Genomic DNA, 15,125 nt, shown 5'->3' on the forward strand with positions numbered 1-15,125 from the left:
ACTAACGCTGGACTACGCTTCCCGCTTGCCATCAACCAGCCGGCTAACCTTCAAAGGATTGCCTTCACGCAAGGCTTCCGGCAGCAGCGCTTCGGTCAGTGACTGATAGCATACCGGGCGCAGGAAACGCTTGATCGCGGCGGTACCTACCGAGGTAGTGCGGCTATCCGACGTCGAAGGGTAAGGTCCGCCGTGTACCATGGCGTGGCATACCTCAACGCCTGTTGGCCAGCCATTGGCAAGAATACGCCCTGCTTTACGCTCCAGTGTAGGGATCAAGCCCTTCGCGGTATCGACATCCCCATCCGTCATATGGAGTGTCGCGGTTAGCTGGCCTTCCAGCTGCTCGGCAACTCGCTTCACTTCGGCCATATCCTGGCACTCAATGATCAGTGAACTCGCGCCAAACACCTCTTCCTGAAGCACTTCAGAGGCAAGGAAGTTGCTTGCCGAGGTGGCGAATAGGCCGGTTTGGCACTGGTAGCTACCGCTACCGGTTTCCCCACGCGCGATTTCACGTACGTTGGCTTCACTGCTCAGCGCGGAGACACCTTTCTGATAGGCCTCATGGATGCCAGGAGTCAGCATGGTTTGCGCACCGCTGCCCTGCACCGCTTTTTGCGCCGACTGAATAAAGGAATCCAGATCGGGGCCTTTGACAGCAATCACCAAACCGGGGCTAGTGCAGAACTGGCCAGCGCCCATGTTGAGTGAGCCAACGAATGCCTCGCCCAGCGCCTGGCTATTAGCTTTCAGGGCTTCGGGTAGCAAAAAGACCGGGTTGATACTGCTCATCTCAGCGTAAACCGGGATAGGCTGAGGGCGATTTTGCGCCGCCTGCATCAGCGCCGTACCGCCACTGCGCGATCCGGTGAAACCTACCGCCTGAATACGTGAGTCGGTGACCAGCGCCTGACCAATTTCATTACCCGAACCAAACAGCAGCGAGAACACGCCTTCCGGCAGGTTGCAGGCTTTCACTGCTTTTTGGATCGCCCGACCCACCAGCTCGGATGTACCGGGGTGAGCGGAATGCCCCTTCACGATTACCGGGCAGCCCGCCGCCAGCGCAGAGGCGGTATCACCACCCGCGACAGAGAATGCCAGCGGGAAGTTGCTGGCACCGAACACAGCCACAGGCCCTAATGCGATATGACGCTGGCGTAAATCAGCACGCGGTAACGGCTGACGATCCGGCATGGCGGGATCGATACGCACATCCAACCATTCACCGGCGCGCACTACCGATGCAAATAAGCGTAGCTGACCACAAGTTCTGCCGCGCTCGCCGGCAAGACGTGCTTGCGGCAGACCGGATTCCGACATGGCACGCTCAATCAACTCATCACCGATCGCTTCAATCTCATTGGCAATGGTTTCAAGAAAGGTGGCGCGTGCTTCCAGTGAAGTTTCGCGATAGGTATCAAATGCATCCCAGGCAAGCTGCGTTGCCTGTTCAACGTGGCTTCGATCGCCGCCTACGTAGACCGGATCAAGCAGCTCGCCCGTTGACGGGTTGGTGGCTTGGATGTTCTTACGTGTGCCGGCGACAGCCTGCTGACCGATTAAGAGTTTGCCTTCCAATGCCATGGTCGATCTCTCCTAGTAGATTCGCGTAGGGCGCCACCATCAAACGCACCTACTTGTATGAATAATACGTTTTGTATGCACGGTTCAGATGTTGATACATGGCGGCATTTGCCGCCTTTGAATCGCGTGCCAGAATTGCCTCGAGAATGTCTGCGTGCTCTTGGCTCACTTTTTCCAGGTACTGGTAAGTCGTTTGCGAGCCCAACTCTACTGACATCAACTTTGCGCGTGGTATAGCACCGACATCCCACTGTTCATAAATAGTCACGAATGCCGGGTTATGCGTTGCTTGAGCAATAGCGGCATGAAAAGCCAGATCTTCATCACGCGCTTGCGTAGTGTGTTTGCACGCTTGAAGGAACTTTTGGTGAAGATCTATCAGACGCTGCTTGTCCTGCTCATCGTGCCTGCTGGCCGCTAATGCCGCTACTTCTGGCTCAATAGTGAGACGTAGCTCGAGAATGTTTAAGATATCCTCAATCGTGCTTAGCTGAATTTTCTTTTCAGGATTTTTATGTTCAGGAACTGAACGCAGTACACGTGTTCCGATCCCGCGACGGGTTTCCACAAGCCCTTGAGACTTTAGGTGAGTGATGGCTTCACGTATGACCGTACGGCTAACACCGAACATGTCGCACAACGCTCCCTCTGGAGGGAGCTTGTCACCTACCGGAATTTCCTGGCCTGCAATAATGCTTTCCAACTGCTGGGAGACCTGCCGCGACAAGCTGCCACCATGCACTAAAGGTTTTATGCCAAGACTATTCATGCTTAACCAACTCTCACTGATATCAAAGTTTCAGGCTTGTTTAATGCCCTCCGTAGTGCCTAGTACTATATAGCATCTACTGCTTTTTTTAATCATACATATGACTATCAGTCATCCGGGTGGCCGGTAGCGGCGAACTTACCGCCCTGATAGATCACTTCCGGCGAATTGGGGTCAACTAAGTTACCCCGTGATTCAATTTCCTCACGCCACTGTTCAGAGCTATGGCGCGGCTTCCAACCCAGAAACGAAACTAGCTGATTGTCCCACCACTGCTCAGCATTGTCTGACGCGCCATAAATAACGGTGTTACCCAACTTGGGCGCCTGGAACGCACGCTCGAACAGATCCATCAAGTCTTCGAGATGTAGCCAGGTTGCCAACATCCGAGCATCAGCTGGCTTGGGGAAACAGGAGCCAATCCGAATACTTAACGTTTCAATACCAAACTTATCGAAGTAGAGACTCGCCAGGTCTTCGCCAAAACACTTTGAAAGACCGTAAATCGAATCAGGCCGGCGCGGTACCCGGGTATCGATTTTCTGAGTGCGCTCGTAAAAACCAATGGTATGGTTTGAGCTGGCAAAAATGATGCGGGGCTTGTTCAAATGGCGCGCCGCTTCATAAAGATTGTAAGTACCAATGATATTTGACTGTAAAATACCTTCCCAAGGCTTTTCAACAGAGACGCCACCCAGGTGGATAATACCGTCACAGCCATCTACCAGCGCTTTTACACCTTCATAATCGGCCAGATCACAGACCATTACTTCTTCATGAGAAGCCGGATCTGGGATATCTGAAATATCGGAAAGGCGAACATTCTTGGCAAGTTTGGTCAAGTAAGGACGAATCGCTTTCCCCACACCACCTGCAGCACCGGTCACTAATAATCTGTTTAACATACCCATCTCCTGCTCATCTTATAGTTACTAGATATCAAATAGTTAACAACAACCTGCTTATAATTAGAAGTCGTAGAGAAACGCCGGGTTGTCTACCAATATTTTCTTCTGTGTTACTGCGTCAGCCCAGTCCAATAGGATGTCCAGCTGCTCAGCATCGCTTGGGTACTGCGCCCGATTAACGCCAACGTGGGGCCAGTTCGATCCCCAAATAATCCGGTCGGGTGCATGCTGGATAACGCGTTTGGCAATCGGCGATACGTCTGAGTAATCCGGGCCGCCCGTCAAGCTGGTTTCATAAGCGCCACAGATCTTGAACCATGCATTACCCTTATCGATCAAACGCAGGATGTCATCAACACGCTGGTCATCGGCAGACACTGGGGCAATGAACTTGCCGATATGGTCGATAATGTAGCGTCCTTTAATCTTTTGCAGCTCTTCATGGTAGTCAGGCAGATCACGGCCGTTGAACTGGACCATCAGATGCCATCCCATATTCTGGATAACCTCTTCCACAGCCAGCATGCGATCAATACCTACCGCACCGCCTGGTAACTGCATGATACGAGCACCGCGTACGCCCTTCTCATGTAACCGCTCAAGCTCACTCTGTGTAGTGTCAGGCGTAATGACCGCAATGGCACGAGCAACGTTGGGGCCAAACTGCTTTAACGCTTCGACCAAGGCAGCGTTGTTGGTTTGATAGGCATTCGGCTGTGTAATAACCACACGCTCCAACCCTAACCACTGCTGTAGCTGACGATAGTTGTCTACCGTGGCCAACTCAGCAATTTGCGGCCCGCCTTCTTGAGCCTCGAAACCGGGTAGAAAAACGTGAACATGACAATCTGTTGCTCCCGCTGGTGCTTTGAAACGCGGGGCTGGCCCAGTTAACGGACGGGTGTTTTCTGGAATCGACATCATGTCTCCTAATGACTTGTATAAAGGTTTCTGCTGTAACGGCCTTTAATATTGTTTGGCCACATTGATCAAGTCGATCAATTGCTTGCGCTCTGACTCTGAAGGCATCACCAGCGGTGCACGCACCTTACCTGCTGGCTTGCCGATAATGTCAGCGCCCAGCTTGATCAAACTAACGGCATAGCCTTTCTTCTGATCGCGTAGATCGACAAACGGAATAAAGAAATCCCGGGTAATCGCTTTTACGGTCTTATGCTCGCCTGCCCGTAATGCTTTATAAAACGTTGATGCCATATCCGGTACGAAATTAAACACTGCCGACGAGTACGTATTAACACCGATCGACAAGTAGGCTTCAGCAAAAATCTCGGCGGTAGGTACGCCTCCAATGTACGCCAGGCGGTCACCGACTGTTTTAACGATCTTGTTCAGCGCCTGAATATCGCCTTTACCATCTTTAAGACCAATCAGGTTTGGACACGCATCTGCTAACTGCTGAACCGCCTCGGCATTCATAATGCCATTACCACGGTTGTAGTAGATAACGTTAATAGACGTGCTGTTACACACTTCACGCGCATAGTCGACCAAACCGTCCTGGGGGCACTCCGTCAGATAGGGAGGCATCAAGAGAATGCCGTCAGCCCCCGCTTCTTCAGCAATTTTGGCCTGCGCTTTCGCCATCTCAACGCTTTGGCCTGCGCTGGCAATAACAGGCAACTGACCACCAATGGTTTCAACTGCCGTCGTCACCACGTCGCGGAAATCTTCCAGCGATAAGCTAAAGAACTCACCCGTTCCGCCAGCAACAAACACGGCGGAAATTTCATGGCTTACAAACCACTTCAGGCGATCCTGATAGCTCTCGCGGTCAAATCGGCCCTGGCTGTCAAAATCCGTAATTGGAAAAGACAGCAAGCCATTTGAAATAGAAGCCAAGGTGTTTTCGCGTGAAAAATTCATAATATCATTCCTGTGTCATGTCATGTTGTAATACATCACACAACTATAAGGGGAAGCAGAGACTGGTTCAATATCAATTTGATGAATATTCAATCACTATCAATATTTAGCCCTGCAGATGTGCCGTTCAATATATCGTTACAACTTTAATTATTACTGCTTAAGCAAGCAGCCTCGGAGCAGATATCTTCAAGCCTAACCAGTAAGAGGCCTGAAAGAATATAGTGCTCCGAGACATCAATAAGCTGTTATCACATGCCTATTTGCAACCCCATAGCCACCTTATCTAATGGCTATGGGACCACCAAAACTATCGTTTACCGTTAGGTTTAAGCTCTTCGCCCGGCTTAAGCGAGAACAGCTCATTATCAGTGGTCGAGTAGCGAACATCGCCATTCGCCATTCGATAAGCGCCCTCGGTAAAGCCGCCACCGTTAAGGAACGGTGCTACCGCCTCAGTTTCGCCCCGCTGCGCCGCTTCCAATGCCAGTATCGCATAGGGGTCGATACTATCGATTTCAGCGTATTCCACCTCCTGGTTTCTTACGAAGAAGTCGTTGACGCGCTTATTTTCAAGAATGTTGTCAGCGACTTTCTCGGCCAGATCCAGATAGGCCTGCTGTTGGGTCGCCTGCCATAAATCGATCAGTGCGAAAATCGAATAGGGATCGCTGTTGCTGGTATCCAGATTGACCTGCGAATTCTGCCCACCCATATCGCCAATATCGCCAAGCTCTCGACCTTTCGCTATCCCGCGGGCAACTCGCCACAGGTCAGCATCCTGCTCTAGCGTGTAGGCACGTGCGTAAGAGAGCATAAAGTTACTGCCTGCCGTGTAGGGCTCTAATACCGTACCTTGTTTACCGTAGTAGCCATCACGCGGCAGCGTATAGTTGGAAAGATCCGTTCCGTCAGCAATCATGGGCCGGAAGGTATTTGTTTCTTCATCGTAGGCGTACTGGGCGAACGCCTTTAAGCCATCTAGCGTCCACTTCTTGAGTTCTTCACCATCGTCACCCAGTGATTCCGCCAATGCCAACTGCATTAATGGATTTTCTGAGTAGATGGTACCGGTGCGCCCGCGCACCAGCATATTGCCTTCCAGGGCATCGGGACCAAATTCAGGGCCAAACTGGCGCTGGGCACGGTCACCGTACTTGGAGAGCGTATCGCTATCGTCGTCCGTTTCATCGCGTTTAAGCGGCTGAGTGAACTGATAGACGCCAAGCCCTGTTTCAGGATTACGCGGCAACACGTACTGCTCGGCAAGGCGCTTGGCCCAGGTTAATGCACCGGGTTCGTCGTTATAGTGGTAGAGCAGACCTGCCGAATAGATCAGATCATTGCCTGTGTTTAGAAAACTCAAGCCCCGGGTTGCAAAGAACGGCGGCTGCTGGGTGAAATCGCTATCCCATAGCGCTCCCATTTCCAGCCCGTACTCACCGTGACGGCTGGTTTCCAGGGCTTCCCAATCGTAGACATGGGCGTTCCAGAAGCCGCGGATAAACGCCATTGTCGCGTCTGGGTCAACTTCGAACATCAGCTCATAGTAGGGGTAAGCGTTTTTAAGCTCGTGAACCATCTCCTTTTCGCTGGGCCCTGCCGGCTCAAGCGTTTTCATATCGACGAAGCGGTGACCGCCCCAGTACAGCAGTCCTCCATCATTTTGGTAGTTATCGAAGTAATAACGCACGTTGGCTTTGGCTTGCTCACGGTAACGCTCGTCACCGGTCAAGTTACTTAACCCTACCAACACGCGCATTAGATTCTGCTGTGCAGAGAAGTTGGACAGTACTGCCGTACTTCCGTCGGGGAACACCCACTCCAACTGCTCGCCGTTACGCGGATTGACACCGCTCGCCAGCAGCGGAGAAGGATTGTCACCGTGGTAGTGATCACTCGCCTGATCCAACACGGTGTCGGCAAAGGCCTGCACCGCCTGCAAGCGCTCACTGTCAGCGTAAACGTTATAACTGGCCGCCAGAGTCAGTACACAGCATGTTCTAAAGGCTAAACGAAGATTCATTTTAGTTGCTCCGGATTAATTGAGTAGCTCTGGCTCCCAGCCAGCGAAGAAAGCATCAAGGGTGTAGCGTTCGGCATCCGAAGCACTGAGCTGATAATGCTCACCACCCTGCCCGGCACCTGGTCCACGATTACCAAACTCATAAAAACGACTGTCTTCGGGGTAGAACCAGACCTTGTCGCCGGACCTGGCAGTGCCCGACATACGATCCCAGCCGTAAATATGGTCATCGATCTCGCTGTTGATGAAGGCAGCTAGGCCAATCGCCTCAGGATCGGCGTAACGACCATCCTCGAATTGAGTAGTCGGATGCCAGGGGCGGCCCAGAGCAAAGCTTCCAGCGGGTACGCCCTCTTCTTTGATGATCCGGCTATTGAGGAAAATCAGTCCAAACTCTTGCGCAGAATTCGTAGAAGGAGCGGTGATATACCCAAGCGGCGGAGCTATATCATCGCGATTACGCGCAATGATGTCGCAGTTATCGAAAACCGCTACACCAGACCCGAAGATAAAGTCGACATGCCCACTTATTTCACAATCGGTAAAGTAGCTGCGACTCCCTGTCTTGCTATAGAAAGTATCCTGATAACCTTCCAGCCGAACATTGCGAAACCGGGCTTGATCGGCATCGTTGGAAAGCATCAGCGCAACGGCCTGGGTATCACGAAGTTTATTAGGATCCCCTTCGGGTAGCGCTTTGTTGGCTGGGTAATCAAAACTGTTACGAATCGTCAGATTTTCCATGGTCACGCCCGTCGCTTTAACGTCGACCGTGCTTGTGCGTGAGGTGCCAAGCTTTGCGCCGTTGGCATCCAACGCCCCGGCAGGCGTATCCGCTTCAATGATGGTGTCCTCGCGCGACTCACCTATCAACGTCACAGGCTTGGAAATGATCAGACGCTCGTTCCAGCGGCCATCTTCGATGAAAATGCGCCACGCATTATTACTTTCAGGGGCTGCAGCAAGCGCTTCAGTAATAGTGGCGTACTGTCCGGGCTGAGGGGTTAGAGAAACGATCGCATTCCATTCGTCGCCATTCGCGTAAACCGCCCCTGACAAAGTACTGGTAATTAATGTCGCTAGTAGAGGATAAGAAAATAGGCGTGAGTTCATGATAAACCCTCATTTTTATGCTTATAGTTGTATGCTTTCAAGGCTTCAGTCGCGCTGCCAGCGTGCTCAACTCGGGTGTTTGCTGGATTTGCTCAGCCACTATGCTGGCAACCGCTTCGGCTCCTCGTTGCTGGAAGTGGGTAGTATCAGGATTAGTGCGAATGCCCGCGGTCTGGGTGTGGTACCAAGGGTAGCGGGGGTCTTCGGCATCGACCGCCAGCCAATAATCCATCCAGTCATCGGCATGCGCATTGGCAAATGCAATGGTTTCATCTTCCAGGTCGATCAGAGGCACCTGATTATCGCTGGCAGTCTGCTTGATGGTGGCGACGTAATCGCCGCTGAAAAGGTAGCCCTCACGGTCACGTGTAAAGTGGCTGCTTACGACCCTATCATCTGGCCCGTTTACGAAAGCCGTCTTGCCTGCTTCATTTTTAACGCGAGTGGTAGGTGTCAACAGTACGGGAATCGCATCGTTGTCACGCGCCAGGGTGATATAGCGCTCTAGCGAGTGCTGAAACGACATTTCCGGCCGACCTTCCGGATACTGGGGGTTACCCTCTGCATCGTTGGGATAAGTACACAGATTGCGAACATCCGCAGCGCCGCGAACCGGTTTTTCACTATTGCAGTTCTGGTCATTATGGCCATGCGCTATCAGCACATAATCGCCCGGCTCCAGGTACTGAGCCATTTGCTGGTACCAGCCCTCGTTGTAGAAATCTCGGCTGGAACGCCCTGCTCGCGCGCCGTTGAGTATCACGACTCCGCTCTCTGGCTGGAACTGCTCATGAAACACCTGCCCCCAGCCCATTCGGGGCAAGCGGCTAACTTCGTAGGTCGCGGCTGTTGAATCACTAACGATCAGAATGCGCGTTTGTGCTTCGGTAATTGCCTCTTTATCGCGTAGAGCGCGCTGTAGATCGAAGGGCTCCCACGGCCCGTGGTTCTGTAGACCTACTATCGGGCGAAACGCACTATCGGTCAGAATCGTACTGCCCGCTTCACCACTGTCGTTGTGATAACCCCGGTTATGGTTGATGACCGATAACAGCTGGGTCATGCCATCCCCCGCCTGAATAGGCGTACGTACGGGGTCAACGTCTACCGGCATGGCCAATTCGCTGAGTGCTCCTGCCATGCCCTGCTGGAAATTAGCCAGGGGCTCGTCCAGCAGTTGTGCATTCAGCTCACTAGGGTCCCCGCGTTCTACCCATTGCTGGGGACCTACATAGCCCAGCTCTCCTGCCACTTCGGCTACGATGCGGTCACTAAAGGGAGTAATGTTGGCGGTATTGATGGCATCGTCCTGGACATCAACCAGCAATGAAGCCATACAGCGGGCGCGGCGGATATCGCTGTTAAGGCAGTCAGCTGATTCGCCATTGTCCATGACAGAAAGCGTCAAGGGCGGGCTTAAGCTATCAATATCAATACGATAATGGCCCGTGCTATCCGTCATCGTGTCTAACTGTTTACCCGTACTATCAATGATGGTTACCTTTGCATCAGCAAAGGGCTTTTCAGCAATTGCTCTACCTTCCAGAACGGTAGCGGCCTGGGCAGCTACCGGCAGCGTGCATAATAAAACGGCTAATTTTACGGGGTTACGCATTATTATTCTCCCGAGCTTCTAAACCCTGAACATGCCCAACCCTGACAACCAGCGTTGGGGGAACAGTCATTAAAAAAGGTAAGTGAAGCCTGCTTTTATACGCGCTTCTCGACCACTCTCGATGGCACTGCGTGCTACGTCTTCTGCGCCCAGATTGAGCTGCCATTGAGGAGTAACATCCAAAGCAATATCGAAATCCTGGCGGTAGTCATGCTCTTTACTGTCGGCCAGCCAATAATTGCCGTCGTAATAGTAGGCGGTATAAGAAAGCGTGAGGTTATCCAGCACTGCGTAATCAGCCCCCACTTCGATGCGGTGGCGGCGGTGATTCTGTTCGCCTTCATCGGCAATAGAGCGCGTTACCTTGCGGTAATCGAAACGGTATTGGGTATAAAGGTTGAGTGGTTCGGCGGCTTGCCAGCTCAACTTCAAGCCTGGGGTGTAGCGGGCGCCTGCCTTTTGAGAATCACCCGGATCCTCACCAAACCCCTGATCTGTACTACCACCGCTGTAAAACCGTGTTTCTAGATTAGGAGTAAGCGTCAGTTCAGGGCTAAGCGCATAGTCGTAACCGGTTTTCAACGAATAGGAGTTGGAAACCACATCTTCCAATACAGCATCGCTCTCTTGGTTATAAAGACGAATGGCGACACCGACCCACGCCCCTATATCCGTTTGGTGAAATATCCCAAATTCGTCGCCATGGTAGCGATTCTCGGTCGCGTAACTATGCTCGTAGTGAAAATAGGTATCCGAGGCTGAAACTGTATTGCCGACCAGCATCGCGCCCAGCGTTATACCTGTTAAAGAAAGAAACTTTTTCATGCTTTAACTCCTTATTTGTAATTATTAAATCAATCGAATTGATACTTGATACCGAACTTAACCTGCGCCTGGCGCGAACTTGAGTCTCCAGAAACAGAAACATCATGCACTTCAAAATAGGGACTTAGCTGCCCCATCCGATACTGTAATTTAAATTCGTTGGCGTAATCCCAGCGGTTACCGTTAAAAGCGGCATACCCTCTAGGCACAAATTCGTTATCGGTATAATTCCAAGAACTATTCAGATTTTCGCCAAGATAAACGTTGAGGGTATAGCCTAACTGCAAATTGGAGGTTGCCCGCCAACTAAACCCAGTATCAAATCGGTGACGCCCAGTATCAGACTGAGAGCGATAAACAGTATCAATATCGCTATCGTTATGCCTCACTGACCGATAGCTATCGTTATTTGAGCGGCTGCGATACTCGTAGCGGTAGCGCCCATAAACGGACCAATCACTGTTAACCCGATGAGACAACCTGGCCCCGCCCTGATAAGTAACTGACGAATTGCCAAACGACACTTCGGCTTGCGGTGTCAGCGTATTGACGTCATCAAGCTTGAAATTACGCTGAACAACCAACCCACCAGAACCACCTTGCATGTCATCAAAAGCAACATCATAGTTACGTCCACCGCCGCCTGACGCGCCAAACTTAACCTCGAACTGCCACTGGCTTGGCATTCGATGAATAAGTTTGACAGAGTCATTATGTCGACGGTCTGTGGTCTTGAAATTGTGCTCAAGCTGAAGCGTTGTCCTTCCTTCAGAGGCAAGTAGTGCTGGTGACGCAGTTACCAGCAAGAGCCCAACCATTATTTTTTTGTTTAAGGCACGAAACATCATGACTTCCCCATTATTGTTAGAAAGCAAATATCTCTCCCAAGGATTGAGATCAGATATTCATTTAACTCGTTTGATATGCACCAAAGTGCATCCTGATGGCGGGACATAGCACATCACCATTGCAATACCCCAATAACGCCATGTTCACTTTTTATAAATCTGCGGCCTGCCTTTTAATAACAATGTGTTCATTGCGACAAAAGGCACGCTTGCGCAAGATGCATTTACTATGTGGTTAACAATGTGTTGACGGGCAGGTAACAATAAGCATCACATGTCATACATATTATGTCAGTAAACCGTAATACTACTTTGAACCTGCCCACCATCTATCCACTTACCTTAAACCTGCTACTTACTTATATGCAGGTTGCTGGCTCAAACGCTGATGCTTGTCTATAGCCCGTTTGCTAGAACGAGCGGATAGCAGCATCAGGACGGCAGGCACCAGCAGCAACGCTCCGCACAGCAACATGATTAGACGTCCATCGGTCGAGTTGGGCAGTAGCGATAGCCCCATGACCATGACACTGCCAATCAGAATCAGCCGACCCAGGATGATTTTCTGTCCATAGTCCACCGCGTCGGCGGCAGGATCGGCATCAGTGCTCTCGACCGGAGTCTCCCAGCGCTGCCACATCTCCTGACGCTCAGCCGCGCGCTCGGGCGAGTGTGCTTCAGACTTGTAGAACAGGCTGCTGAGCAGGAAGAAGCCACCTGTGATAACGGCGTGGGCACCGATAGCGAAGGCAACGCGGAAGTCGGACCACTCGCGCGGACTGATCTCCATGCCCGTCACACTGGTCACAAGCTCAGGGCTCAACCAGGCGCCGACAGCGTAGGAAACCATGCAGCCTACTACCAGCGTTCCCCAGCCTGACCAGTCAGGTGTCTTGCGAACGATCAATCCAAGCATGGCCGGAATGGTGATCGGGAATGTGATCAAGGCACTGGCCGTCAGCAGGATTTCAAACAGGCTCATGCTCTTGAGCGAGTTGATGAACAGACTGATGCCGATAATGATGGCGCCAAAGCAGAGTGTGACGATCCGCGATACGCGCAGCATTTCCTTTTCGGTCGCATGAGGCTTGATGACCGAGAGATAGAAGTTACGCACGAAGAAACCGGCGTTACGGTTCAGGCCAGAATCCATGGAGGACATGCTGGCAGCGAACATGGCCGCCATCAGAAGACCCAACATACCAGCCGGCATGTATTCACTGACGAACGCGACAAATACCGCCTCATTAGCGCTGGCACCCAGCGAAGTGAAGTTTTGAGCGAACTCAGGACTATAGGCGTGCATGAACCAGGCCGGAAAGAACCACACAATCGGCCCGATAAGCGCCAGGCAAAGCGTGAATAGCGCGCCATAGCGGGCATTCTTGCTGTTCTTGGCACACATGTAGCGGTAGCCGTTGAGCGTGTTGTTCATCATGAAGATCTGCTTGATGATCAGCATGAACACCCAGAAGCCAAATAGCCATGCATAGCCGTATCCACTGCCGGTCAAGAACTCGCCATCGTAGCTTGAGATGATAGTGCCGATGCTGTCGGTATTGCCCCAGGCAACGAAGAAGCAGACGAAGGTTACCGACATGATGATGAGCATCTGTACATAGTCAGAGGCTACTACTGCCCAGGCGCCACCGGTAACGGACATGGCTACTACCGCGATGCCGGCCAGCAGGATAACGGTTTCAAGCGGCACGTCGAAAACGGCCGATGTGATGATGGCCAGCGCGCTGAGCCACGTTGCTGCCGACACCAGGCCATCGAACATGCTGAACCAGATAAAGGTCTGCTCACTGGGCTTGCCGTAGCGCATCTTCAATGCTTCAGCGGCTGTGACCACACGCAGTTGCCTGAAACGTGGCGCAAAATACACATAGTTCAGAAAATAGCCGGCAGCATTGGCCATGAACAGGAAGATGATCGCAAAGCCACTCACGTAGGCCTGGGAAGCCGCCCCCGTAAAGGTCCAGGCCGAGAACTGCGTCATGAAAGCGGTCGAGCCGACCAGCCACCACAGCATGTTACCGCCGCCGCGGAAGTAGTCACTGGTATTGGTATTAAAGTTCTTGAAAACCCAACCAATGACTACCAGAAAGACAAGGTAAATTAATATTACCCAGACATCGACGCTCATAAGAACCCCTTATCACTTTATTATTGGAACATCGGCGTTGCCGAATAGTTATAAAGCTGGCGCTTTGGAATATACGCGGTGAACTAGCCCGGGCCGTTAGCCGAACTAATAGCTCTCTGACGTATTGTTTTTGATGTAATCAAAATTGATGCTTTCACCCAGACCTGGTCGATCGGGCAAGTGAACGAAGCCTTGTGCATCCATTTCATCGACAATGACGTTCAGATAAGCAGGCGCCTCGTCGTAATCCATATGCGGGTGCAGCAGGCCGCGCTCGTACCACTGACAATTGGTAATAGCACCCACGACCGCCAGGTTCGGCGCGCCGTTGCCGTGAATTTCGCAGTCCATACCGAACGCTTCAGCCAGATGCGCCGCCTTGATGCAGGGCGTGATACCCCCGCCGTTGGCCACACCGGCGCGCAGGATGTCGCAGGCATTGTGCTGAACCCAGCTGGCACGGCTCTGGTGCTTTCCGCCAATGGTTTCCGGGCCGATAACCGGCACATCTACCTGCTGGGTCAGCCAGCGGTAGGACTCCATGGAATCCTCGGGCATCGGCTCTTCGAACCAGGCGAAGTCAAGACGCGAAAGCGCGCGGCCGATTTTCAGGGCATCGAGGCGGTTGTACCAATGATAGCCGTCCAGCATGAGCGCCACATTGGGCCCTACTGCTTCCCGAACGGCCTCACAGGCGCGAATGTCCATCTCGACACTGGGTGCGAAGCTTACCGGCGGCATCCAGGTATGCAGCTTGATGCCTTGATAGCCGCGCGCAACCAGGGTTTCTGCAAACTGGGCGTACTCTTCCGGCGTGGAGAGACCGCCTTGCGTTTCATCACCACACATGGTGCTGGCATAGGCTTTCACCTTATTCCGCGCGCCGCCCAGCAGCTGATAGACAGGTACGTTCAACTGTCGGCCTGCCAGGTCCCAAAGCGCCTGGTCAAGAATAGCCATGGCACGGTCTGTGAGCTGCGCCCCACTGCCCCGCTGGCGTAACCAAAGATCCTGCCAGATAAGCTCCCGCGCATGCACAGGCTTACCGATGGCTGCCTTCTTGAAGTAGTTTTCAACGATGTAAGGACGGATCAACTCCTGAGGTGCGAAAGCGTAGCCTTTGGCGCCGTCTTCGGCGGTGACAGAAAGCATGGCAATGTATGCATCGCTGGGTTTACCGGCATGGGCATGGCCTGCACTGTCTCGTCCTACCTTGGTCTCATAGCGGATCACGTCTACAGATATGGATTCGATTTTCATGGTGCTTTGTGCCCTCGCAGGTAGCATGCGTGTACATTTGTAATGAATACTTAAGGTAATACATAATATGTTTGATATTAGAGACATCTCAAGCTGACAACAATATAGACAATGGTATGAATATACTAAGACACACTA

At 52.1% G+C, this 15,125-nt stretch carries 12 protein-coding genes; all 12 read right to left on the minus strand.

What is annotated here, in order from left to right; all coding sequences use genetic code 11:
- Nucleotides 1-12: 12 nt before the first annotated feature.
- Complete coding sequence (locus D467_RS0112540) at nt 13-1,590, minus strand: aldehyde dehydrogenase (NADP(+)) (RefSeq protein ID WP_018917868.1); 1,578 nt, start codon at nt 1,588-1,590, stop codon at nt 13-15.
- A 49-nt stretch (nt 1,591-1,639) separates the two neighbouring features.
- Nucleotides 1,640-2,359, minus strand: coding sequence for a FadR/GntR family transcriptional regulator (locus tag D467_RS0112545; RefSeq protein ID WP_018917869.1), 720 nt, complete (start codon nt 2,357-2,359; stop codon nt 1,640-1,642).
- Nucleotides 2,360-2,466: 107 nt separating this feature from the next.
- Nucleotides 2,467-3,264 (minus strand): NAD-dependent epimerase/dehydratase family protein, encoded by a 798-nt coding sequence (locus D467_RS0112550; RefSeq protein WP_018917870.1) that lies wholly within the window; start codon nt 3,262-3,264, stop codon nt 2,467-2,469.
- A gap of 63 nt (nt 3,265-3,327) precedes the next feature.
- Nucleotides 3,328-4,188, minus strand: coding sequence for an amidohydrolase family protein (locus tag D467_RS0112555; RefSeq protein ID WP_018917871.1), 861 nt, complete (start codon nt 4,186-4,188; stop codon nt 3,328-3,330).
- A gap of 45 nt (nt 4,189-4,233) precedes the next feature.
- Nucleotides 4,234-5,151, minus strand: coding sequence for a 5-dehydro-4-deoxyglucarate dehydratase (gene kdgD, locus D467_RS0112560; RefSeq protein WP_018917872.1), 918 nt, complete (start codon nt 5,149-5,151; stop codon nt 4,234-4,236).
- A gap of 310 nt (nt 5,152-5,461) precedes the next feature.
- A complete protein-coding gene (locus D467_RS0112565) occupies nt 5,462-7,177 on the minus strand; it encodes a hypothetical protein (RefSeq protein ID WP_018917873.1) in 1,716 nt (571 codons plus the stop codon).
- Nucleotides 7,178-7,192: 15 nt separating this feature from the next.
- Complete coding sequence (locus tag D467_RS0112570) at nt 7,193-8,290, minus strand: pectinesterase family protein (RefSeq protein ID WP_018917874.1); 1,098 nt, start codon at nt 8,288-8,290, stop codon at nt 7,193-7,195.
- 37 nt (nt 8,291-8,327) lie between these two features.
- Entirely contained in the window at nt 8,328-9,905 is a 1,578-nt protein-coding gene (locus tag D467_RS0112575; RefSeq protein ID WP_018917875.1) for an SGNH/GDSL hydrolase family protein, read from the minus strand.
- A 69-nt stretch (nt 9,906-9,974) separates the two neighbouring features.
- Nucleotides 9,975-10,730, minus strand: coding sequence for an oligogalacturonate-specific porin KdgM family protein (locus D467_RS0112580; protein ID WP_018917876.1), 756 nt, complete (start codon nt 10,728-10,730; stop codon nt 9,975-9,977).
- Nucleotides 10,731-10,759: 29 nt separating this feature from the next.
- Entirely contained in the window at nt 10,760-11,578 is an 819-nt protein-coding gene (locus D467_RS0112585) for an oligogalacturonate-specific porin KdgM family protein (RefSeq protein WP_018917877.1), read from the minus strand.
- A gap of 355 nt (nt 11,579-11,933) precedes the next feature.
- Nucleotides 11,934-13,727: a sodium:solute symporter family transporter gene (locus D467_RS0112590; protein ID WP_018917878.1), complete on the minus strand. Its 1,794-nt coding sequence runs from the start codon at nt 13,725-13,727 to the stop codon at nt 11,934-11,936.
- A 105-nt stretch (nt 13,728-13,832) separates the two neighbouring features.
- The gene (locus tag D467_RS0112595; protein WP_018917879.1) at nt 13,833-14,987 is read right to left on the minus strand and encodes a mandelate racemase family protein; all 1,155 of its coding nucleotides are present in this window, start codon (nt 14,985-14,987) and stop codon (nt 13,833-13,835) included.
- Nucleotides 14,988-15,125: the final 138 nt, after the last annotated feature.

It is taken from the genome of Vreelandella zhanjiangensis DSM 21076, assembly GCF_000377665.1.
GTDB classification, from domain to species: domain Bacteria; phylum Pseudomonadota; class Gammaproteobacteria; order Pseudomonadales; family Halomonadaceae; genus Vreelandella; species Vreelandella zhanjiangensis.